Raw genomic sequence first — 24,155 nt, 5'->3', positions numbered from 1 at the left:
CAGATCATGCGGATTTACACAGATCAGAATAAGCATAACCGATGCGCATTTGTTAATTGGTTGGATTCGCTGTTTTTCTGGCATTGTCATTAATCATTCTGCGAAGTGCGGCGTTCTAGTCTGGACGTTAATCCGCGTGCTATTCTGAAAATACTCTACTATCCCTTGCACAGCATGTACTCAAAGGAGTCCGTTAAAGCCAGCCAGCTCGCCTCGATGACGTTTTCGCTCACGCCCACGGTACCCCAGACGTCGCTATGGTCGCGGCTTTCGATAACGACCCGCACGCCGGCCGCGGTCCCCGCCTCGGAGTTGATCACCCGCACTTTGTAATCGACCAGTTGCATCTGGGCCAGTTGGGGGTAATCGCGCAGCAGAGCCTTGCGGAGGGCGGCGTCGAGGGCGTTTACCGGGCCGTCCCCTTCGGCCACTTCATGGCGAATCTCATCGCCGATGCGCAGCTTGACGGTCGCCTCGGTCTGGACATTTCCGGCCTGGTCGGATTCCACATCGACATGATAACTCAATCGCTCAAAATGGGGCTGGAACAGGCCCGCGGCCTTACGCACGAGCAGATCAAACGTCGCCTCCGCCGCTTCAAACTGATAGCCGCGATTTTCCAGTTTGACCACTTGCTCAAGAATATTATCCATGAGCGCCTTGTCGTCGTGGATATTGTATCGCTGCGTCAGGGCCTGGATATTGCTGCGGCCGGAAAGCTCGCTGACTAAGATGCGCCGCTCATTACCAACCAATTCGGGCCGAATATGTTCGTAGCTTTCGGTGGCGCGGGCGATGGCGTGGACGTGCATCCCCCCCTTGTGGGCGAAGGCGCTTTGGCCGACGAAAGCCTGATTCGGGCGAAAATTCATATTGGCCGTTTCATATACAAAGCGCGAAAGTTCCGTCAGATGTTGGACGCCGCTATTTGATAAAACCTCGTAGCCGGGTTGTTTGATCGCCAGATTGGCCACGACCGAGATCAAATCCGCGTTGCCACAACGCTCGCCAATGCCATTAATCGTTCCCTGAACCTGCACCGCCCCCGCCGCGACCGCGGAGAGTGAATTTGCCACCGCCAGGTCGCAGTCATTGTGCGTGTGAATGCCAACCGGCACATTTGTGGGACTAAGGGCAGCCAGGGCCGCGCGTGTGAATTCGGCAATTTCCCCCGGCATGCTGCCGCCGTTGGTATCGCATAGCGCGATCAATTTTGCCCCCGCGCGGGCGGCGGTGACGATCGTCTGTTGAGCGTATTCGGGATTCAGTTTCCACCCGTCAAAAAAGTGCTCCGCGTCATAGATGACCTGCCGTCCCTGGTCGATCAAATACCGCAAAGTCTCGTCAATCATGGCCAGATTTTCCTCCAGCGTGACGCGTAGGACCTCTGTCACATGAAAGGCCGAGGTTTTGCCGACGATGGTGATCGTGCTGGCGTGTGAATCCAAAAGTGCCCGCATGCCGGGGTCCTCCGCCGGTTTGATCCCTTTTCGGCGGGTCATCCCAAAGGCGCAGACCGTCGCGTGTCGCAATGGCAATTCGCGGACCTTCTGAAAGTATTGAGCGTCTTTTTCATTAGATAGGGGATACCCCCCCTCCACATAGTCAAAGCCCAATTCATCCAGGCGACGGGTGATAGCCAGTTTATCCTGGAGGGAAAAGATGACCCCTTCCCCCTGGCTGCCGTCGCGGAGGGACGTGTCATAAATTTGAATGCGTCGCATGCTGCTGCCTAGGTGGGTTGGGGGGAGTCTGGAAATGAAAGTGTAGCGGAATTCGCTAAAATTCAGGGTTTGATTGAAGAGGTCATTTAATCGGAACGTTGGCAAGTTCCGCTACGGTATGAGGCAAAACATCAAATAAAAAACCCCGCGTCCACTGGGACCGCGGGGTGAAGGTATGTCAGTCAAGTAGCGTCGGCAAACTCCCCGCGATTAAGCTGGAATGATAATAATTCGAATATCCACTACCACCTGTTGCGTGGAATTTGGGTGTGGAGGATTACTCAGATCGGTGAATTTGCCAATGAGTTGCATGAAAAATTCCATAATGTTGAATCTTAAAAAAGCATACCTTGCTTTCGCAAAACTGTCAACGAGCCTGCAATTTACGGGGTTTTTGGTGGTGTACTCGGGATTTCCGTAGCTATGGACAACGTTGATATGGTCCAGGTTCGCACGAATAGCGGATGGACTTTGTAACGAACTTGTTCGGCATTCTGGCAAATGCCGCTACGTCCAGAAATGCTGTTCCGTAGCGGAACTTGCAAAAGTTCCGCATTACGTGGTACTGGCTTTAGCCCGCTTCCCAAGGGACGGCATCGTAGTGGAACTTGCAAAAGTTCCTCAGGTGCTAAAAGATTGTTGGTCGCAACGGATGAATCGGGCCTGTGGCCCTGACAATTTTACTTTGCATTAGACCTAGGGCGACGCTGCGCTTGCCCTAGGCTGGGATCGGTCGGGCCTATGGCCCGCAGTGGCATTCTGGCGAATGCCGCTACGTCTCCCTTGCTGACGTTGCGGGCTGATAACGCAGCGGGCTAAAACACAGACGGCGGACCGGAACATTCCGGCCCGCATCTTTTTTATAGTGCCAATCATCATTCATGCCGGATTAACCAAACCTTGCTAAAAAAACCGGTTAGCCAGCTTTAGCCAAAATAGTTCCGCCCACAACTGGCGTACGACGATAACTTTGGTTGACACCACGGAATTTGCCCTGGGCAGGGACGCGCCCCCACCAAATCTGGTAATTTATACAGCGCGACCCATGATTTCCCCACGCAATCCCAAGCGGGACCTCTTTGCCCTGGCGCTCCTGGTCGTTTGCATCTTCTTGGGCTTGGCCATCTTTAGCTACTCCCCCACTGACCCCCCCCAGACCGCCACCTTCCCCCAATCCGCACAAATTCACAACGCCTGTGGCTGGGTGGGGGCCTACGCGGCGGACCGGTTGTTTACCAACTTTGGCCTGGGCGTCTATTTTTTGCTGTTGTCGCTAGTGGTGCTGGATTTGTTCCTCTTGGCCCGTTACGAAATCACCGAACCGTGGCTGCGGGCGATTGGCTGGACGCTGGCCCTGGCGGGCATTTGCACGCTCAGCGCGCTGGTTTCTCCCGCGTGGAACGGACCGTTGATTGGGCCGGGGGGAATTTTGGGGGCTGCCGGACGGGGTTGGCTGGAAAGCCACTTTGCCAGTGTCGGTTCGTATCTGTTTACCCTCAGCATGATTATAGCCGGACTGCTACTGTGCACCGATTATGTGCTGGTCCGCCTGGCGGCATTGATCATGGGGCCACCGGCCAAGGGGCTAGCCGTGGTGGGGCGAAAATCGTTGCAAGTTTCGGGAAATTTGACCAGTCGGATGCTGGCTAACAGGCCGAAGCGCCCCGCGACCGATGTGGAGCTGGCCGCGGAAGAACTAGCCGCGGCGTCTGGCGAGGCCCCCCCGCCAAAGGTCAATCTCAAATCGAAACCCGCGCGGGAACTTGATCCCGCCGTAACTCGGGAAGAGACCGAAATATCCGATCCGGCAATCAAAATCCGCGGCAAAGCGGTCAAACAGTCCCCGCCCGCTGTAGCAGAATTGACGGAAGAAGTGGAAAGCGAGGAATTGGAAGAAACCGCCGAGGAGTCAACCGACGAAGTCGATTCTACGGTGGCGACCACCGCTATTGCTCCCGCGACGGCTGGCAACACGCCCAAACCCTCCGCCGCGCCGGTCCCGATAAAAAACCTCAAAAACGCCGACCGTGACCGGGTGATCCAAGAGTTGGAGGCCGCCAGCCGCCAGACCAACGCGACCGAGTATGAACTGCCATCGATCGAACTGCTCTTGCCCAACGAAGCCGTTTATAAGGAAGAGCACGAAAAAGAAGTCCGCGTCAAGGCCAAGCAAATCGAAAAGACGTTTGCCGACTTTGGTTTTAACGTCAAAGTGGTCGAAATCGAGACTGGGCCGGTCATCGCCCAGTACGAGGTCGAGTTGGAAGCCGGGTTGCGTCTAGCCAAGATTACCAACCTGGCGGATGACCTGGCGATTGCCCTGCGCGTTCCCAGCGTGCGGATTGTCGCGCCGATCCCCGGCAAAAACACCGTGGGGATCGAGGTCCCCAATAACGAGCGGCAGTTGGTCCGTCTGCGCGAGGTCATCGAGGAGACCAACGGCAAATCCAAAAAGATGAAAATCCCGATCTTTTTAGGAAAGGACGTTGCGGGCAATCCGCTGACGGTTGATTTGACGACGTTGCCGCATTTGCTGATCGCGGGACGGACAGGCACGGGAAAAAGCGTCTGCCTGAATTCGATTATCGTTTCGATGCTGATGACCCGCCGCCCCGACGAGGTCAAAATGCTGATGATCGACCCTAAAATGGTCGAGCTCAGCCCGTACAAAAAACTGCCGCATCTGATGCATCCCGTCGTCACCGACATGCGCAAAGCCGAGGCGATCTTGGCTTGGGCGGTCGAGAAAATGGAGGAACGCTACGCGCTCTTGGCCCGCGCGGGGGTGCGGCATATTTCGGTCTATAATCAACTGGGGGATGAAGAACTTCGCGACCGCTTGCGTCCCGAAAATGAAGAGGAATGGGCCAGCATTCCCCGGACGCTGCCGTTTATTGTCATTGTGGCGGACGAAATGGCGGACCTGATGATGACCGCCGGCAAGGAAGTCGAACAGCATATCATCCGGCTGGCCCAAAAAAGCCGGGCGGTCGGCATCCATTTGATCTTGGCCACGCAAAAGCCGACCGTGGATGTCATCACGGGGCTTATTAAATCGAACTTGCCCGCGCGGATCGCCTTTCAGGTCGCTAGCCGGACGGATAGCCGCGTGGTGCTGGACGAAATGGGGGCGGATAAACTTCTGGGCAATGGTGACTTGCTGTTTTTGTGGCCCGGCACCAGCAATTTGTTGCGCGGACAGGGGACGTACCTGAGCGATGACGAAATTAATCGCGTGGTGGACTTTGTCGGCACCAGCGAGCCAGAGTTTGTGAAGGAACTGGTCCAACTCAAAAGCAAGGATCAGCAAACCGGCGACGTCCGCGAGCGAATCAAAAGCCGCGACGACTTGTACGAGTCAGCGGTTGAAATTGTCATTCGCGAAGGGCGCGGCAGCGTGTCGCTGTTGCAACGGGCGCTGGGAATCGGCTATGGCCGCGCGGCCCGCATGGTCGACTTTATGGCCGAAGACGGGGTCGTGGGCGAGTACAACGGCTCCAACGCCCGCGAGGTGCTGCTAACGATCGAACAGTGGAATGAACTGATGGGGAATGAAACTGAAACCCCTGCCACGGTTGCCCCTTCGCCAGTTGCCAAAACCACCGCTAACCCTCCCAAAGCGAATCGAATCCTCCCGGAACGCTTTTCTAATGGCGGAGCGGGTGGAGGGGATCATCCAGCAGACGGACGGGGCCAGAATGGTGGCGAGGGGGGAGGTCCGCGGGGCCCCATCCGCCAGGCGACTGTCATGCCCTTGCCAGGTTCCGCGCCGCGAGAAAACGCGCTCCCCCACGCGCGGCCAATTTCTCCACCCCCCCGTGAAACGGTATCCAACAGCGCTCTTGCCGGACCGGGAGGACGGAAATTCCAAATTCATTCCTCCCATCAATCGGCCGCGAGCGAACCATTGGGCACGCCCAAAGTGGCCGAACTGGCGGCACAGCCACTGGGCAGTATCAGCACGCGTGACCTAAATTGTAGTCGGACTAGCTATCAGCCAACCCCCTGGGAAGAACTGGATCCCGCCGGAGATTCATCCTTCACTGAGGAAGATGAAATGTTAGCTGACGACCCAGCCACAGCGGAAATTGCGGAAGAAAACAGCACCGATTACTACGACGAGACTGACAGCGAAGAGGATGACGACGTGGCTGAACAGGATGAGGCCGAAGAATGGGAAGAGGAGGAAGATTGTGATGAGGAAGATCTGGAAGAAGATGAGGAGGTATAGCGGCGTCGCGGTATTCGCCAGTAATTTTAATCGTAGCCACATTCGCCAGTATGCCGAGTATTGCGATTTCAAAGCCCAGGGAATTATTGCAAATTCCGCTATTGGTCGAATCGCACGGAACTTTTTGCAACTTGCGCAAAGTTGTAGCGGAACTTTTGCAAGTTCCGCTACGGTTTTAAATCGTGGAACTTTTGCAAGTTCCGCTACGGAGCCATCATGGCATTCGCCAGAATGCCGCTGCGGGCCAAAGGCCCGATTCATCCACTACTTATCGCCGCTGGTGGAGCTCTCGGGCTGAGTAGCGTCACCGGAGTCGGCGGGAGGAGCGGAACTTGAATCTGGCGGGGGAATTTCATTTGATTTGAAATCGCCCGGAGGTCCAAAATCACCAGGCGGCCCAAAGTTGCCCGGTGGGGGTCCAAAGTCCCCTGGAGGGCCGTTATCCGGACCAGCCCCGCCACCCATCAGGGGACCGGCCATCATCATGGCTTGGAACATGGCACCCTGCAGCGCACCATCAAATTCTTCTTGGGTTTTTGCCTTGGCAAAGGAATCGACCAATTGATTGGCGGATTCGATTTGGGTTAAGGCCATTTTCTTTTGATCCGGCTCAATTTTGATAGAACTAATTTGTTGCTTGGCATCGGCCATGCTTTTGTCCCAGTCCTTCATCATCGATTCGGGAAGCCACTTGCTTTCCACCTTGATCCAGGTGGATGTGGAGGGTTCCTGGCCTTCTTGTTCCACGACCACAGTCGCTTTGTCGGCGGTTTTATCCTTTACTGAGATTTTGGCGTTTTTCATGGCGGCCAGGGGATCCGCTTTGCCAGCTTGCGTTTGCAACTTTTGGATATTGGCAAACGAGGTGGTCATCCCCTTGCCAAAGTCATTCAGGAACGCCTCGGGGTCGAGGGTCTTTAACCCGGCAACAGTCTTCAAATCGCTGGTGGTGATCGATTCCAGCATTCCGGTGATCGCATCAAAAGCGGCACTAGCGTCTTTGGGATCGATTTTCCCTTGCTTCAGCATCGAGCTATTCAGGATAAAGTCCTTTTTGTCCTTGGCCGTGGCAACCAATTTACCCACCAGCGCCATCCCCTTGTCGTACAATTCGGGATCGGCCTTGTCGGCAAACAATTTGATCACTTCCTTGACTTCCCCCTGGTGTTTGGCGGGGAGAGCCTGCCAAAAGACCTCTAGATCTCCATCAGCCGTGGAGTCCATCAGCAATTTGACGGTCCCTTCAGGTGAATCGGGAAAGCTAGCCTTTACCGGTGTTCCCCCGCCCCCCGCTTTACCACCACCGCCGCCACAACCCACGGCCAGCGTCATCACGCATCCGAGCGCCAGACTTACCAACCACGACTGACGCAACCATTGAATACCGTTGTTCTGTTTCATCACACACTCCTAATGAGGAATCAAAGTGTAAGCCACGCTTCCATGTGGTAGCGAAATTGATGGCGTTATGTTACCGCTAATTTCCCTTTTGATAACGCATCCCGCCCGCTTTGCCTAGGGAAAAGGGCTCTGCCGTGAAATTTTATTTTTCTCCCCTGGCCGACAGAGGCAGCATCTCGGCGGGGGGAAAAACCATTTTTACGGTGAAAATTCCACCCTCTTGTCGTAAAATTGCAAACAACCGCCCCTGGTCATCCTCCGCCATGATGGTCGCGGCGGGGGTTGGAGGTGTCAGCGAATTTTGTAATTGGCACAGCGATTGCCCATCCAAGATTTGTCGCATTTCCGCGGCTGTCAGTGTTACGCGTGGCGACTTTGGCAGGGCCGTTTGCGCTGGTAACAGGACTTGGTGAATGTTTTGGCAGGTTAAATTGTCAGGTAATATGCTGCCGCTCAGGTGGTAGGGGCCGATGGCCGACCGTATCAGCGCGGACATGACGGCCGAGGTTCCCGCCGCCGCCGCCAAGTCCCGGCCCAAGGCCCGCACATACGTGCCGGACCCGCACTGTATTTCCAATTGCAACCGCGGAAATTCATAATGCGTGATTCGTAGTTGATGAATCATGATGGGCCGCGCCGTCAATTTGACAACACGACCTTTGCGGGCGATTTTATAAGCGCGGCGGCCGTTCACTTTGATGGCGGAATATTGCGGCGGTGTTTGCAAAATTTCCCCCACAAACCGGGGCAGCAATTCCGCTAATTCCGCTGGCGTTGGCCGCGCGGCGTTTTCGAGCTTGGTCACCTGGGTCTCGATATCATCAGACTCGCTGTGACAGCCCAGCAAAAAGTCGGCCAGGTAGGTCTTGGGCATATTCTGCACCGCTTCGATCAGGCGCGTGGCCTGGCCGACACAAGCCACCAGCACGCCGGTGGCCAGGGGATCGAGCGTCCCCGCGTGGCCGACCTTGGCTGGCTGAAACAGCCGCGTCACACGATCCAGCGCCTGCCGCGAGGTCTGCCCCGCGGGCTTGTGTAAATTCAGAATGCCAAAAGGGGGAGACATGCTGGTGACTATCAGGTAATGGATTTCCAGTCACAATCTGGTTAAGCCACAAAGGCACTGAGGATGCGGAGGAATTCACAGACAAGAATAAGGTTGAACAACTCTACATAGTTTGTCCTATTAAATTCGAATAGTCATTCACACCTAAAATAAATCTCAATTCCCATAACTCAAATCTGGGATTTTAGATTTCAAATGACAATGAAAGTTCCTGGTTGATTTTAGCTCCCCGCGTGTATCTCTTGTATTCTCGGTGAAACCCTCTGTGGTCTTTGTGCCTCGGTGGCTTTGAACAGGCAGCTTACTCCATGCCATGAATGCGAAAGTCATACAGCGCCCGCACATCTGTCGAGGATTTTCCGGCGATGTTTCCCAGCCGCGCGATCAACTCTCCGGGCTGGCCGGATGCCATGCTGGCCAACGCGTGGAACTTGTAAGCCAACAAATCCGCCAGCGGCGCTGCGGTGTTCCGCGCATGGCCGGTCGGAAACATGACCAACTCGCTTTGCAGTGTTCCTAATAACCGATGCGCGATCGCCACTCGCGTGGGAATCCCTTCGGGATAGCGGCGGTCAAATTCTGCCCCGCCATGCTCCAGCTTGACGCGCTCCATCAACGCGCGGGTCACGGGGTGCCCTAGAGCCACGGTCGAGTAATCCTCTGGCAAGAGCATCAGGGTTTGCCAATCCGCCGTTCGCTGTTCCAGCGCTTTTCGCAGTAATGTGGCAATGATATACGGCAAGGAATGATCCGCGCTTTGCCGCGTGGCGGGACGCCATTTGTAGGGATCGCAAATAATGTGATAAGCGGGTTCGTAAATCGTCACGCAAATTTCGCTGATCGCGTCCGCGCTGTCCAGCAACCCTGGTTCCGCCGCCAACAGATCTAAGACTCCTTGAATCGCTCCCGCCGATTGGTGCTCGTACAGGCCCAGCTTAAAGTGCATGCCAGCGATGGCAAAATCGTCGCCGCTCAAGGCTAATTCCAAGTCAAACGGGCTTTCTCCCTGCCGCGCTGGCCGTTCAAACAGGCAAAAGATCGCCTCGGGATTACGAAAGATATCCGCCGGACCCACAAATCCCCGCTGCGCGCGGTGCACCGCCTGGATGGCCAATTCCGTGCTAATCGCCGCGGAGGCCCCCTTGCTGTCGGATAGCTGCTGGCCGTGGCGGATTGCCCGAAACGGGATCGCATGGGCGATAAACAGGCCCACCGCCGACTCTATCTGGTCCACGGTGCAACCCAAGGCCGCGCCATAGACCACGGCGGAGGCGATTGCCCCGTGGACCACATGGTCGATTTTATGGGATTTCAGGGAAAAAACCTCCGCGAGGCGGCCACGGATTTCATCCAGAGCCAGCATTCCCCGTAATAATTGAGGGCCGTTCCAGCCACATTGTTGGGCGGCAGCGACCACAACGGGATAAAAGTCATTATGACCAAATTCTCCCGCGGTATTTCCCCGCGCGGGGTCATAGCCAAAGTTAGTGCCATTGCTGTCCCATTCTCGCACGGCGGCACAGTTTGCCAGGACAGCCTTTTCTGGATGCACGAGGGTGCTAGAACCAAACAGGGTTGCCCCCCGCGCGGGATTGAGGGCGGGATAATCAAGAGCTTCGGCCCGCAAAATCGTGGGAGCATTGGTCCCCGCCGCCAAGGCCGACACACCGCACAGCAGACTGTCGAGGAAGAATTTTTCGACCAAGTCCAAGACACGGCGCGAAGGACCGTTGTCAGGAGAATCAGTTATTGAAAAAGAAGCGGGAGGCCCCTCACCCCGGCCCTCTCTTGGAGGGAGAGGGAGAGCTGTGGAACCCTCACCCCGGCCCACTCCCGGGGGGAGAGGGAGATGCAGAAAGTCTATGGCGTATTGGGCGAGGCCGCGTACCTGGTTGGTGTTACGCGGCAAGAAACGCGTTTGTGACATCGATTGACTCAATTCTATCTTTCTTGGAAACCTGCAAGCGTATAGGGGCCACGAATCAAAACCGCCCGGATTTCAAATCGCCGTGAAAATCAGCGCGTAGCAGAATCCACGACGGCAAAATCCCGCAATTGGCAAAGAAACGATTTTTGGAGGGACTAAATCAATTCCTGGCGAAATTTTTGGATATCCTCCGTCCGGCCCATGACAATCGCGACATCTTCCGGCTGAAATACATAATCAGAGTCCGGGTTAAAGATGAGCGCGCCGACTTTGCGTTTGACGGCAACCATGAGCAGGCCATACTGTCGGCGGGTGCCGGACTCTCCCAGCGTTTTTCCCACGAGCGGGCTATTGGGTGAGATGACAAATTCATCCAGTTCCACGTCCAGGACGCTGCGATCGGCGACTAACTCTAAAAACTCGACGGTCGAAGGGCGCGAGATCATCGCCGCCATGCGCTGAGCGCCGATGGTAGCTGGCATCACCACACGATTGGCCCCGGCTTGCAAGAGTTTTTTGTAGGTGGTTGGCTGTTCGGCGCGGGCGATAATTTGCAGGTCGCGGTTCAGATTGCGTGCGGTCAACGTGATAAACACGTTTTCCGCGTCATGCGGCAGGGCGGAAACCAGGCTTTTGGCCCGTTGCACGCCAGCCTGTAGCAGGATTTCCTCCAACGTGGCGTCCCCGGCGACGGTCAGACATTTGTGGCTGCGCAGTTCTTGCAACCGCTGGGGATCCCGGTCAATAACGACAAAATCGTCATCATGCCGGGCTAGCTCTTCCGCAAGCAGTTCCCCCACGCGACCACCGCCGCAAATGATCACATGTCCGTTGAGTTTTTGGAGTTCCCTCGTCATGCGCATGTGGCCCAAGGCCCGTTGAAGTTCCCCCGCGGTCACAATTTGGACAAAGCTGCCAAAGATGTACGCGACAGCGGTCACGCTGGTAAGTATGACCACGATAGTAAATAATTTTTCGGCGTCCGGGGCATCGCTATGTTCTCCATAACCGACTGTCCCGGCGGTGATCGCGACCATGTACAGGCAGTCGAGCCAGCTGTCGTCGGGGCGGAGCAATTTGTATCCGACGGTGGCGAAAAATAGCAAGACTGCCAGGGCAATCGCTCCGTTTCGCAAACGCCGCCAGGGATTTTTCATAGGGTGAATGGCAAAATTACGAAATACAATTACGAATTGTGACCACGTTCCGCTGAACGTTGCGGCTAACCAAAATTACCGCATCCCGCATCCTAGACCGCCGATACCATCGGCGGCTTTGTTATTCCTACACTCGTTCCCCACTCTCCTTCCCCCTAACCCCTCTCCCCTAACCCCTTACCCCTCCCCCTTGCTCCCGCCAAACAGCAGTCCCATCAGGTCATTGGTCGCCAGCATTCGCGGGCAGAGCAGTAATTCTCCGGCGGGTACGCCCGCGGTGTGTCCTTGCTGCACGGCATGGGCCCGGACCCGTTCGATAATTCCCGGCTTGTGCGAAAACTGCGTCTGATAGCACTGGATGGCCCGCAGTTTGGTATCCAGGGTGTCGGCAATATCCACGACAATTTGCCCCCCCGCGCCGACTAACGGGACCGTGCCAAAGGTCAGGGAATAATACATGTACGCCGGGACGTGAAAGACCGGCAGGCCGTCAAATGCCTCATCCCATTTGGACAGCCGCGAATAAAAAATCGCCGCGTCGGTGATTTGCACCGCCTGATAATGGTCGGGGGAGGCGAGCGGCGTCTTGTCAAACATCCCTAGGACCAGCCGGGGTTGATAACGGCGAAAAATCTTGGCCAATGCCACCCGCGCCTCAAAGCAGTCGAATAACCGACGATTAGGCAGGTTGAGTTGGATCCGCACCTGCACGCCTAGGGTCTCGGCGGCAATTTTGGCCTCCGCCAGACGGGCATCCGGCCCCGGCGAGTGCGGTGTCGGCTCGCCATCGGTCAAATCGACGATGCCCACGCGGTACCCTTGTAGGGCTAGTTTGGCCAGCGTGCCGCCGCAGGCAATCTCCACATCGTCGGGGTGCGCCCCCACGGCCAGGCAATCGAGCGGTGCATCCACGGGTGTCATAGGCAAATCCAAGTTGTGGGGGATGTTTTTATCATCCTACCGTTCGGCAAGAGTTGCGAAAAGGCAGGCTTAAAGTGTTTATGTAAAATGGTTTAGATAATGTTGCTGGAGTAGTAGGTCCCCGTCCGCCGGACGGGACAAGTAGTGTAGGTCCCCGTCCGCCGGACGAGGATGGCTGGGGTGTCTACCACCCCCGACCACCACCCTTGCGTTCTGGCGTCGCCGTCAGCGGATCATCGGGCCAGGAATGTTTGGGATAACGCCGCTTAAGCTCTTTTTTGACTTCGGGATACGTGTTTTTCCAAAAGCTGGCCAGATCGCCCGTCACCTGCTGGGGGCGAAAGTTTGGCCCTAACAGATGCAACAGCACCGGCAACCGCCCACCGGCGATGCGGGGAGTTTCCCGCAGGCCAAACAGTTCCTGAATGCGCACTGCTAAAATCGGGGGTTGTTCGGCGGAATATTCCAGTGTTATTCGGCTGCCGGAGGGGACCGTCAGTTTTTCCGGGGCTTCGCGGTCAAGCAGCACGCATTTATCATAACCCAAGTGCTGGCGTAAACGGTCCAAGAGGGGCAATTGGCGCAATTCCGCAAAGCTGCTCAGGCCCATGCATAGTTCCGGCAGCAGAATTTGCCAAAAAGAGTCGTCGATCGCGGGTAAATTCAGTTCCGGCATGGCCCGGCGCAAGGTTGCCAATCGCAGTTCAAACGTCGTCAGATTTTCCGTGGCGGCCAGGACTTGGCGGGGATCTAGTCGGGCCTGTGCTGCTAATAACTCGGACGCGGCAGGGCGCAATTCCTCTGGAATGCTAGTCGGGGCGGCGGCAAGCGGCAGGTCCAGGTAGCGGCGTTCCCGCAGCGCGATCACTCGTTCGCGGGTGGCATCAAAGGAGAGAATTGTTGACTCGCTCAAAAGAGAATTATCCAACCACGATTCTTCGATGGCCGAAGCTTGCCGCACGAGCGCTTCGCTGCCGCCGGTCTCTTGCATATCCACGCAGACAAAGAGCTCCGCATCTTGCACCGCGCTGCTGGAAAGTAATTTGACTCCCCGCCCGCCAACTAAAAGCGCGCGGCTGTCGCGGGGTCCGCGCCGCCGGGCGACACGGTCGGGAAACGCCGTCAAAATTAGCCGCAACAGCGCTTCTTCCTCATCCGTGACGGGTGCGCCCGTGGGCGTGTCGATTTCCGCTAGATCGTCTAGTTGCCGTTGTAATTGCTCGCTGGCGCGAATGATTGCTTTTGCCGCTTGGGGGTTGATTTGTCCTTGCCAAAAATCGCCGCCGGATTGACGTTGTGCCCAAGCCCGCAGTTCCTCATACCGGTCCAACACATCCGAGCGGGAAACATGGCCACTACGCGCGGGCTGGCGGAGTGGTCGGATGTTGGACTGCCCAGTTGTTTCTCCCGGACGGCCACTGTTCATGGCAAAGGGATCTCGCTCGGCCAACAATGCCGCCAATAATGCCGCGGGTTGATTCATTCCCCATTCTTTCCCGGCCAGGAGCAATCGCGCCAGACGGGGTTGCAGCGGCAAACGTGACATTTGCCAGCCCAGCGGCGTCAGCCGTTGCCCCATCTCGAGAGCGCCCAAAGCCCGTAAGAGTTGCAACGCTTGCTCTATTTTGGCCGCGGGTGGGGGGCTAAACCACGGAAAAGCCTGGGCGTCGTTTTCTCCCCAGGCCAAGACCTGCAGTACGGCCCCGCTCAGTTCCACACGCTCGATTTCCGGCGTGTCAAATTCGGCCAGCCCCCGTTGTTCGGATTCGCTCCACAGGCGGATACATACCCCTGGTCCGGTTCGACCGGCACGTCCAGCGCGTTGGGTGGCGGAGGCGGCGCTGATTCGTTCGAGCTGAAGTTGATTGATGCCGCTGGCGGGGTTTTGCCGCAGCACGCGCGCCAGGCCGCGGTCAATAACGGCGGTGACGCCATCGATCGTGAGCGAGGTTTCGGCCACATTGGTGGAAAGAATGATTTTTTGCCGGTCGGCGGGAGCCAAAACCGTCGCTTGTCGTTCCAGCGGCAAGTCGCCATACAATGGCAAAAGCAGGCGATTCTCCGCTTCCGCCCAGCTTCGCAGTTCGCGCTGGCAAGCTAGAATTTCCCCCACCCCAGGCAAAAACACCAGCACATGGCCAGGGGTCCGGACGGCGGTATCTCGGACCGTGGCACAAATCGCTGTTTGCCACTGGCGGGAATCGACTAAACGTTGGTGATGAATTTCCACGGGGAATGTCCGTCCCGCGGATTGGCGGATGGCGCAATTTGGCAAAAACGCCGCCACGGGCGCGACATCCAACGTGGCCGACATGACCACAATCCGCAGGTCGGGGCGATACTCGGCTTGGACGCGGCGGCACAGGGCTAAGGCCAGGTCGATATTCAGGCTGCGCTCGTGAAATTCGTCCAAGAGCACCGCGCCGACCCCTTCTAGCCAGGGATTGTCGGCCAGATACCGCAGGAACATTCCGTCCGTCTGCACGATGAGCCGCGTGGAGCGTTGCGCGCGGCGTTCAAAGCGCACGTGGTAGCCAACTTCCTCCCCCAGCCGCCATTGCTGTTCTGTGGCGATGCGATCGGCCAAACCCCGCGCGGCCAACCGCCGTGGTTGCAGAAGTAGCAGCTTATCAGTTGCATTGAGCACATGGTGGAGAATAGCTGGCGGGACGCGCGTGGACTTGCCGGCTCCGGGGGGAGCGGCCAGGGCCAGATTAGGGACACGCCGTAAATCCGCCAGGACATCCGGCAGGATGTCGTCAATCGGCAAAGGGAAAAGCGTGGTCGGCGTTGCGGACATGCACTTGTTATAGCAGACGCGGATTAATTTTTCTTTTTGGCTTTATGCAATTCTTAAAGTTCTTACGGCAAATCTATTTTTGCCTCTGCTGTTGCTTCTTAAAGTAAAACTGTCTTTGCAGCTTCTTGTGCTTCCTTAGCTAGCGTTGCCGTTGGGGATTGGCGCGCGGGGGGCAAAGTCCGCCGCCAGCCGGTCCCAATCCAACACCAGGTGCCCCCCCTGCCCCACATGCTGCTTATGCCAATTGATCAATAGTTCAAAGCAAGCATGATCAATCTCTGAGAGTCCATCAATATCGACATGCAAGGTTGTGTTCCCCGGCACTTTCTCCAAAATCGCCGCCAGTTGGGGCAACTTGAGAAACGTCGCCGCCCCGTGCAATTCCAGTTCCGCCGTGTGGTCGTCTAGCTGTCGATATTGGGGTGTAAACGAATTGAATTTTAGAAGTTGTTTGGTTGCGGACAATCCCATCCCCACCAAGACTCCCGTGAGCAAATCCACAAACACGACCAAGAGAACCGTGATAATATAAATCGCGACTTCTCCCCAGCCAAATTTGGCCAGTTCCTTAACGACCTTAAAGTTCATCAGCTTATAACCGGTGTAAACCAAGATCGCGGCCAGCGCGGATGTGGGAATCAATTGCAGCACGTTGCTCAGGAAAGCGACAAAGACCAAGATCCAAACCCCATGCAAAATCGCCGAAAAGCGCGTTTTACCCCCCGCCTGCACATTCGCCGCGCTGCGGACAATCACGCCCGTCATGGGCAAGGCCGATAACAGACCGCAGATGGTGTTCCCCACCCCCTGGGCCATCAGTTCGCGGTCATAGTTTGTCCGGGGGCCGGTATGCATTTGGTCGACGGCGGTGGCACAAAGCAACGTCTCGGCGCTGGCCACGATCGCAATGGTGATCGTCGCCTGAATCAATTCATAGCCATCCAGTTCCGTAAAGCCCGTCCAGTCGGGCAAGCGAATTCCCGCCAACATATTTTCAGGAATCGTGACATACTGGACGGGAAGTTGCCAGATGTACGCCACCGCCACCGCCGCCACCACCGAAATCAACTGCCCCGGGATGATCCCTAGCGGTGTCTTTTTTAATAGGCCCCAACCCAACATGATTAAAATGGTGAGCACGCCAATCTTTCCCGCCCAGGGGTGGTTCTTGAGGGATGCGGCGGTGCCGCGCAGCGCGGTCAGCGCGGCGTATTGGGTGCGTAAGAGGTCCTCCGGCACGGGCTGTGCCGCTGCCAGAGCCGCCTGGGACTCATGGGTGGCGGCCAGCGCGGCGGCAAGTTGTGTATTAAAGTCGGTTTTATCGGTTTGGGGGATGAATTTTTGTTCGGCGGCCAGATTTTGGATTTGCTCGAGCGGCTTGATCAGAGATTCTTGTCGTGCGCGCAACTCGGCTAGTTGCTCAGCTTGACGGGCCGGATCTTCAGCGGTATGAGAGGGAGATGTCAGAGCCGCCAGTCGGTCCTGCACTTGCTTTTCGACCAGGCGTAACAGTGTTTGTTGCTCATCACGCAGTTTGGCGACTTGTGACAAGATCGACGCCTGCAAGCGGGATTGGGCCGGATCCCCCGTGGTAGAGGGAAGGGACCACCCCTTAAGCACCGCCTGGGGAATGGCCAGCAAATTTTGCAGACCCGTGCCAGGGGGCGTATCATCAATCATCACATGGAATTGACTGGCAAATATAAGAATACCAATACCGGAGAGCATTCCCTGGATCACCGCCGGAGCAACCGCGCGGAACCATCGCCCGGTGCCTAAGACTCCCGCCACAATCTGCACCAGACCCGCGGCCAACACTGCAAAGGCCAACAGCTCTAGCCCGCTTTTTTGAATGATTTCGAGCACGATCACCGACAGCCCCGCGGCGGGGCCGCTCACTTGCAACGGCGATCCGGCCAGCGAACCAACCACAATTCCCCCCACGATGCCGGTGATCAGTCCCGCTTGAATCGGCGCGCCCGAGGCGATCGCAATCCCCATGCAGAGCGGGAGCGCAACTAAAAAGACGACCAGCGACGGCAGCAAATCACCCCGTAATTGCCGCCACAAGTTTTGAGCCGATACGTTCAATTCCGCCATAGAAATACGTCCGTCGATATCCGCAAAGTGTCAAAAAAATCTACCGTAGATGATAATTAACAGAATTTGGCATCTTTCACAACCTAAGAATAACCAAGTCGCGGACTCGCCAGCCTTCAACGCTATGGCCACGAAAATCTTTTCGCTGAAAGGCAACGCCGACTCAAACCAAAAAAACCGTCAATGATCGCGCGCCATGGGCCCCGATGACAAGGGATTGCTCGATATCGGCGGTCTTAGACGGACCGGCCAAAAATAGCCCAAATTCGGCCTGGCCCCATGCTAACCGCTCGTACGCTTGATGCATGTTATGCACGATTTGTTCCCGCGGAACAACCAGCGCCAAATGCTGGGTGATAAAGTACAACACTCGATGCCGCAAGTGACGGGTGACGCACCAGACGGCGCCGTTCTCGGCAACGGCAAATTCCCCCGGCATGATCGCCAAATCCACATCGACCAGATGATGGGGATCGGCAATTTCCTGTTCTTTTAAGAGGTGTTCGGCGGGCAAGTTCACATGTGGCACAAGATTGACGATCTGCCGGGCGGTTGTGAACGCGGGTAAATGCCGTAATTTCTCGTTCAGTTCCGCCGTATCGGCCACTGTTTCGCACGTACCGCCAATGCTGGCCAGTACGATGGCGAATTGTGCCGCGGGATCGGGATAAGTAATCCATTCCGACCGCTGCAACGGAGGCAACGGCGCGGGAGGAATATTAATCGCCCGGATCGCCCCCAAGATGGCGTTTTTAGCAGAATTCGTATCCGGCAGGCCCATGTCAATTTACTTTAGACGACGCGCTATAAACGCTGGGAGGGGAATGAGGAGACGGTTGGGGTGTTACGGAACCCCCGTTTGCTTGCTGTTTTTGCCGCTGGGCATACAGTTCGCGAAAGCTCTGGGGGGGCGCGGAGGGAAGTTCACGCTGCTTGCCCCAGGGGTTAAGACCATGATAGAGCATAAACCGGGGCATCCACGGCAAAGTCCACCGCGCCATTTTTCCCAGGGTGGAATACAACCAAGGATGCTGAAACACCCAGCCGGTGAGTTGCATCCCCAGCCGTTTAGACCATTTTAGTTGCTTTCGCGCGGCAATTTCCTTTCGCCAGGTAAGCAACTGCTGGTGAATGTCGATCTTGACCGGACAGACGTCGCTACACGATCCGCACAGACTGCAAGCATGGGGCAAGGTGGCGTACTTGGCCGAATCGCGCGCCGGGGCCAGGATCGAGCCGATCGGTCCCGGAACGGTGGCTTCGTAACTATGGCCCCCGCTGCGTCGATAAATGGGGCAGGTGTTCATGCACGCTCCACAGCGGATACAGTTGAGTGAGCGGCGAAAATCGGGATTGGCCGCGATATCCGTCCTCCCGTTGTCCACCAGGACAATGTGCAGTTCCCCCCCCGGCAGGGGGCCATGAAAATGCGAGCTGTAGGTGGTGATCGGCTGGCCGGTCGCGGACCGGGCCAACAATCGCAAAAACACGCCTAAATCCGCCGCGCGGGGGAGCAGTTTTTCGATCCCCAGGCAGGCGATATGCAGTTTTGGCAGGGAGACGCCCAGATCGGCGTTTCCCTCGTTGGTGCAGACGACAAAGCCGCCGGTCTCGGCTATGGCAAAGTTTACGCCGGTGATGCCCGCGTCCGCGCCGCAAAATTTTTCCCGCAGATGCTGGCGGGCCGCTTCCGCCAGGTATTTGGGGTCTTTGGCCCCTTTGTCTGTTCCCAGATGCTCGTGAAAGAGTTCGCCGATTTCTTCCTTTTTATAATGAATACAGGGGAGCACGATATGGCTGGGAGGCTCCTTGGCTAGTTGGACAATCCGCTCTCCCAGGTCGGTGTCGATTACCTCGATGCCGTGTCGTTCGAGGTAGGGATTGAGGTGGCATTCCTCGGTCAACATCGATTTGGATTTAACGATTTTTTGAGCGCCGCGGCTTTGCAAGATATTTAGCACGATGGCGTTATGCTCGGCCGCGTCGCGGGCCCAATGGACCACGGCCCCCAGCTTGGTCGCTTCGTTGGCGAATTGCTCTAAATAATCGGCCAGATTCGCCACGACATTGGCTTTGATTTGCGATGCCGTTTCGCGCAGCAGTTCCCATTCCGGCAGCGAAGCGGCTTGCTTGTCGCGCTTGATCCGCACGTACCAAAGTGATTGGTCATGCCAATGCGCGCGATCGATATCCGCCACAAACGCGGCGGCTTTCTTTGGATGATCGACGATGGCGAGCGATGTCATGCTGGAGGGGTAGGAGTGGAGTTTGGAGGAGTGGAGTAATGACAATTCGTAATTACACTGGTTGATATCCGGCCAGAATTTCCGCCACGTGCATGACATGCATGGGCTTTTTTTGCCGACGCAATAATCCCTGCAAATGCATGAGGCACGACATGTCCCCGGCGGTCAGCACCTCCGTCCCATGGCTGAGATGATCATGAAGTCGGTCGTTCCCCATCATGCAGCTCACGGCTTCCTCGCTGACGGCAAAGGTCCCCCCAAAGCCGCAACATTCATCCGGACGCTCTAACTGGGTAAAGCTGATCCCCGTCATGCCCGCCAGCAGTTGCCGGGCCTTGTTATAGGGGAGGCTCATGACTTCACTGGAAGATGACAACCGCAACTCGCGCTGGCCGTGACAACTGGAATGCAATCCCACTTGATAGGGAAAATTGCCCGGCAAGGACGTTATTCCCAGCACATCAACAAAAAATTCGCATAGTTCAAACGTTTTTTTCTTGATGGCTTCATACGCCGGGTCCCCCTGAAAATAGTCTTTGTAGTGATGCCGAACCATGGCCACGCAACTGCCCGATGGGCCGACCACGTAATCGTACGGTGAAAATATTTCGACAAATTTTTTGGCCAGGGGGGCGGCCGATTCAGTACAACCAGTGTTGGCCATCGGCTGGCCGCAACAGGTTTGTGCCGGGGGAAAATCCACGCTCAGGCCCTGTCGTTCTAACAATTCCAGGGTTGCCAGCCCCACCCGCGGGTAAAACTGGTCGATGTAACACGGTATAAACAACCCGACGCGCGGCATATACTTGGCGAAACAAGTGGGATGGGCACCAGCGGCAATGTCGACCTACTGACATTTGCCACGTTTCCTGCGAATTTAGTATAGTCCAGGGGGAAACAGATGGTACAGGGCATAGCCAAGGGATTCTGGCGGGATTAAAATGCGTCCCAGCGAAATAGCTAATTTATCCTCAAAGAATCATTTTTGTTGACAGACATGAGCACCGCGCAGTTTCCCGTTTTAGTACCCCAGCAACCCGCGCCCCCGATTTTGACCGGTCAAACGGCTATCGTGACTGGCGCCTCTTCGGGTGTGGGCCAGGGAATCGCCATCACCCTCGCCCAGGCCGGTGCGGATGTGGTGGTTAACTTTAATAGCAGCGAAAAAGGGGCCATTGCCACGGCGGAGGCCATTACCAAACTGGGGCGCCGAGCCGTCATTTGCCAGGCCAATGTCACGCAAGAGCCAGACGTGGAAAAATTATTTGCCAAGGCCCTGGCCGAGTTTGGCCGGCTGGATATTTTGGTCAATAACGCCGGCAAGCAAAACGACGCCATGCTGGACGAAATGACTCTTGCCCAGTGGAATGACGTCCTGGCCGTCAATTTGACCAGCATGTTTTTGTGCTCGCGGGAGGCGGTCAAAATCTTTAAACGCCAAGGGATTAATCCCGCTATTTCCGTGGCCGCCGGAAAAATTGTGTGTATTAGCAGCATTCACGACCTGATCCCCTGGGCGGGCCATGTGAATTATGCCGCCTCCAAAGGGGGAGCGCTGCTATTTTTAAAGAGCTTGGCCCAAGAGGTGGCGATCCACCGCATACGGGTGAACGGAATTTCGCCGGGGGCCATTCGCACGCCAATCAACACGCCCGCGTGGAGTACGCCCGCGGCCTATGATGAACTGAAAAAGCTGATACTTTACAAGCGCATCGGCGAACCGGAAGAAGTGGGGCGCTGCGCCGCGTGGCTGGCCAGTGATCAATCGGATTATTTGATCGGTCAAACGATCTATCTGGACGGAGGGATGGCGCTTTATCCCGGATTCGAATCGGGAGGGTAAAATTCAACTTATCGGTGTTATTGTGAACGCTGCTACGTCGTCGGCATCGTCCCGATGCCGCAACGCAATTCTAATTGATTTTTTAAGTCTTTTTGGCAGAGTCTGTGCTTACGGCAATGCATTTCCGCATGGGGACCATGCGGGCTACGATAAACCATGCGAGTAATGTCGTCGGCATCGTCCCGATGCCGGAACGCAGCTCTAACCGATCTCCTAAGTCATTTAGGCACAGGGGCAGTGCTGACTGCAAGGCGTTTCCGCATGGGGACCATGCGGGCTACGATAAACCATGCTGCTACGTCGTCGGCATCGTCCCGATGCCGCAACGCAGCTCTAATCGATTTGTTAAGTCTTTTTGGCAGAGTCTGTGCTTACGGCAATGCATTTCCGCATGGGGACCATGCGGGCTACAATAGACCATGCGGGCTACGATGCCAGTCGGACAGCGGTTCCTGGCCTTTCCGCTCTACCCATGCCGGCATGTTGTCAGAGGAGATATTTTAATAGCTGCGAGGATTAATATTACACCGCGTCAGCGAACGCTTTTTGCAGGGTCTCGAGCGCGCGGCGGCCGTTTGCGCCATCCACAACCACGTTTAGCCGCACTTCGCTGGTGCTGAGCATATCCAGGTTGATCCCCGCCTTAGCCAGCGATTCAAAGACCCGCATGGCCACGCTGGTGTTGGTCCGCACGCCAATCCCCAACACGGACAATTTTGCCAGTTTGGGGCTATTCGTCACGCCGCCGCACCCAAATTCGCGGGCCAGACGCTCCGCCACTTGCAGACTTTTTTCCAGATCGGACTGGGGCACGGTAAAGCTGATCGTGGCGGTCGCCGCCCCGCCAAAACTCTGCACGATCATATCCACAAAAATTCCCGCCGCCGCGATTTCCTCAAACAACCTGGCCGCGATGCCGGGCTTGTTGGGGACGGCGTTCACCGTCACGCGGGCTTGCGTGTCGTCTAACTCCACTTCGTCAATCGCCAGCCCCTCCATCGCCTGCAACCGCCGCACGACATCCTCGGCGGTGGTGCCGTTCCGTTTTTGTCTTCCCACCGATTCGGGATTGAGCGCCGGCGGGTCTTTTTCCAACTCAAACGCCGCATGGGCCACTCGCAACGCCGTTTGGGCCTGCTCGCGGGCGATGAGGGCCGAAATTTTGATCTCACTCGTCGTAATAGCCTGGATATTGACCCCGGCCGCGGCCAAGGCCGCAAAAAGTTTGGTTGCCACGCCGGTTTGGTTGGCCATCCCCAGGCCAACGACCGAGACTTTGGCCACGTTGTCATCGCTGGTGACTTGTTTGGCCCCCAGTTCGTCCGCCGCCGCCTGGGTGAGTGCCAGGGCGGATTTGAGTTCATCCTTGGGGACGGTAAAGCTGATCGTCGCGCGTCCCTCGGCGCCGATGTTTTGCACGATCATATCGACGGCAATCCGTTCCGCGGCGATTCGCTTAAAAATGGCCAGGCTGGCCCCGGGTCGGTCGGGTACGCCTTCCACCGTGATCCGCGCCTCGTCCTTGACCAAGGCCGCGCCGCAGACCGCTTGATTGGGGGATTCTGGATCGGCGACGATCATCGTGCCGGTAATGTCCGAAAAGCTGGTGCGTACATGGATCGGCACGCCAAATTTTTTGCCAAATTCGATGGAACGGCTATGCATCACCCCCGCCCCCAGACTGGCTAGTTCCAGCATTTCGTCATAGCTGATTTGCCGGACCCGACGGGCCTCGGGGAGCAGTCGGGGATCCGTGGTATAAACGCCATCCACATCGGTGTAAATTTCACATGAGTCGGCCTTGAGCACCGCCGCCAACGCGACCGCCGTGGTGTCGCTGCCGCCGCGGCCCAGAGTGGTGATGTTAAAATCCTCATCGATCCCTTGAAAACCCGCGGCAATGACGATATTCCCCTCGTTTAGCAGCCGCTGCATCCGTTCGGTGGAAATGCTTTGAATGCGGGCCTTGGTGTGGGTGCTGTCGGTCTTGATACCGATCTGGGCCCCGGTCAGGCTGATCGCCCGCGAACCGAGCGACTGAATGGCCATGGCCATCAGCGCCACGCTGACTTGCTCGCCGGTGGATAGCAGCATGTCCAGTTCCCGCGCGCTGGGTTGATCGGTGATTTGATGGGCTAGCTCCAACAGGTGGTCGGTCTCGTGCCCCATGGCGCTGACCACCATGACGACCTGGTGGCCCTGCTGCTGGGCGCGAATGGCCTTGCGGGCGGCGGCGAGAATCTTTTCCGTCGTGGCGACACTGGTGCCGCCGAATTTTTGCACGATGAGGGACATGGGCGAGGGGTTAGGGGGCAGGGGCGAGGGGTTAGGGGATACAGTCAGAAAGACAGAGGCGAAAACTAGTTTTTTCGCTGTAGGCTATTCCTTAATGCTGCCAGCATTTTGTCAACTTCTGTCAAAAGTTCACACAGATCATCGATGAGCCACGGCTGGGAATATTGCAACCTTTTTGCTAGCTCAAGCTGTGTTTCCAGCTCCGCCAACGAACCTTGTGCAATCGCCAAGAAATTGAGGTAGTCTTTGCTAGAAGCGCGGGCGTTCCCTTCCGCAATATTGGAAGGTATTGAAATAGCTGCCCGCCGGATCTGCGATGTTAAGCAATAGAGTTCATGATTCGGAAATTCCCTTGTAAGTTCATAAACCTTCACAACGGCGTCCATGCTTTTTTGCCAGACTATCAATTGTCGATAACTGCGAATGTCCGAAGCCATGTCTTGC

General features: G+C 56.5%; 15 protein-coding genes. 2 read left to right on the top strand and 13 right to left on the bottom strand.

The genetic code is table 11. The features are described 5' to 3' along the window. Positions 1-158: 158 nt before the first annotated feature. Positions 159-1,724 (bottom strand): citramalate synthase, encoded by a 1,566-nt coding sequence (gene cimA / locus SFX18_08315; GenBank protein ID MDX1963143.1) that lies wholly within the window; start codon positions 1,722-1,724, stop codon positions 159-161. Positions 1,725-2,769: 1,045 nt separating this feature from the next. Here cimA and SFX18_08310 point away from each other — a divergent pair. Beyond that, positions 2,770-5,955: a DNA translocase FtsK gene (locus SFX18_08310; protein MDX1963142.1), complete on the top strand. Its 3,186-nt coding sequence runs from the start codon at positions 2,770-2,772 to the stop codon at positions 5,953-5,955. Between the two features lie 264 nt (positions 5,956-6,219). On the opposite strand, the gene SFX18_08305 is transcribed toward SFX18_08310, so the two are convergent. From SFX18_08305 to SFX18_08260, 10 genes are all read right to left on the bottom strand, one after another. Continuing rightward, positions 6,220-7,356 (bottom strand): hypothetical protein, encoded by a 1,137-nt coding sequence (locus tag SFX18_08305; protein MDX1963141.1) that lies wholly within the window; start codon positions 7,354-7,356, stop codon positions 6,220-6,222. Positions 7,357-7,498: 142 nt separating this feature from the next. Continuing rightward, positions 7,499-8,422 (bottom strand): tRNA pseudouridine(55) synthase TruB, encoded by a 924-nt coding sequence (gene truB / locus SFX18_08300; protein MDX1963140.1) that lies wholly within the window; start codon positions 8,420-8,422, stop codon positions 7,499-7,501. Positions 8,423-8,723: 301 nt separating this feature from the next. Then, a complete protein-coding gene (locus SFX18_08295; GenBank protein ID MDX1963139.1) occupies positions 8,724-10,133 on the bottom strand; it encodes an MmgE/PrpD family protein in 1,410 nt (469 codons plus the stop codon). Positions 10,134-10,504: 371 nt separating this feature from the next. Further along, complete coding sequence (locus SFX18_08290) at positions 10,505-11,506, bottom strand: potassium channel protein (protein MDX1963138.1); 1,002 nt, start codon at positions 11,504-11,506, stop codon at positions 10,505-10,507. Positions 11,507-11,683: 177 nt separating this feature from the next. Further along, the gene (locus tag SFX18_08285) at positions 11,684-12,427 is read right to left on the bottom strand and encodes a PIG-L family deacetylase (protein MDX1963137.1); all 744 of its coding nucleotides are present in this window, start codon (positions 12,425-12,427) and stop codon (positions 11,684-11,686) included. A 184-nt stretch (positions 12,428-12,611) separates the two neighbouring features. Continuing rightward, a complete protein-coding gene (locus SFX18_08280; GenBank protein ID MDX1963136.1) occupies positions 12,612-15,227 on the bottom strand; it encodes an ATP-dependent helicase C-terminal domain-containing protein in 2,616 nt (871 codons plus the stop codon). A 135-nt stretch (positions 15,228-15,362) separates the two neighbouring features. Continuing rightward, positions 15,363-17,327 (bottom strand): SulP family inorganic anion transporter, encoded by a 1,965-nt coding sequence (locus SFX18_08275; protein MDX1963135.1) that lies wholly within the window; start codon positions 17,325-17,327, stop codon positions 15,363-15,365. Positions 17,328-17,490: 163 nt separating this feature from the next. Then, positions 17,491-18,108, bottom strand: a complete 618-nt coding sequence (locus SFX18_08270; protein MDX1963134.1) for an LUD domain-containing protein — start codon at positions 18,106-18,108, stop codon at positions 17,491-17,493. Between the two features lies 1 nt (position 18,109). Then, positions 18,110-19,573, bottom strand: a complete 1,464-nt coding sequence (locus SFX18_08265) for a lactate utilization protein B (GenBank protein MDX1963133.1) — start codon at positions 19,571-19,573, stop codon at positions 18,110-18,112. 52 nt (positions 19,574-19,625) lie between these two features. Next, on the bottom strand, positions 19,626-20,375 hold the full coding sequence (locus SFX18_08260) for a (Fe-S)-binding protein (protein MDX1963132.1): 750 nt from the start codon (positions 20,373-20,375) through the stop codon (positions 19,626-19,628). A gap of 195 nt (positions 20,376-20,570) precedes the next feature. Between SFX18_08260 and SFX18_08255 the strand changes: the two genes are divergently transcribed. Beyond that, the gene (locus SFX18_08255; GenBank protein ID MDX1963131.1) at positions 20,571-21,416 is read left to right on the top strand and encodes a glucose 1-dehydrogenase; all 846 of its coding nucleotides are present in this window, start codon (positions 20,571-20,573) and stop codon (positions 21,414-21,416) included. Positions 21,417-21,938: 522 nt separating this feature from the next. Here the strand turns inward: SFX18_08255 and SFX18_08250 are convergent. Further along, positions 21,939-23,711 (bottom strand): aspartate kinase, encoded by a 1,773-nt coding sequence (locus tag SFX18_08250; protein ID MDX1963130.1) that lies wholly within the window; start codon positions 23,709-23,711, stop codon positions 21,939-21,941. 65 nt (positions 23,712-23,776) lie between these two features. Then, positions 23,777-24,148, bottom strand: a complete 372-nt coding sequence (locus SFX18_08245) for a four helix bundle protein (protein ID MDX1963129.1) — start codon at positions 24,146-24,148, stop codon at positions 23,777-23,779. Positions 24,149-24,155 lie beyond the last annotated feature (7 nt).

Source organism: Pirellulales bacterium, assembly GCA_033762255.1.
Lineage (GTDB): Bacteria > Planctomycetota > Planctomycetia > Pirellulales > JALHPA01 > JANRLT01.
Note: the sequence above shows the minus strand (reverse complement) of the source record. Positions and strands in the feature narration are given on the sequence as shown.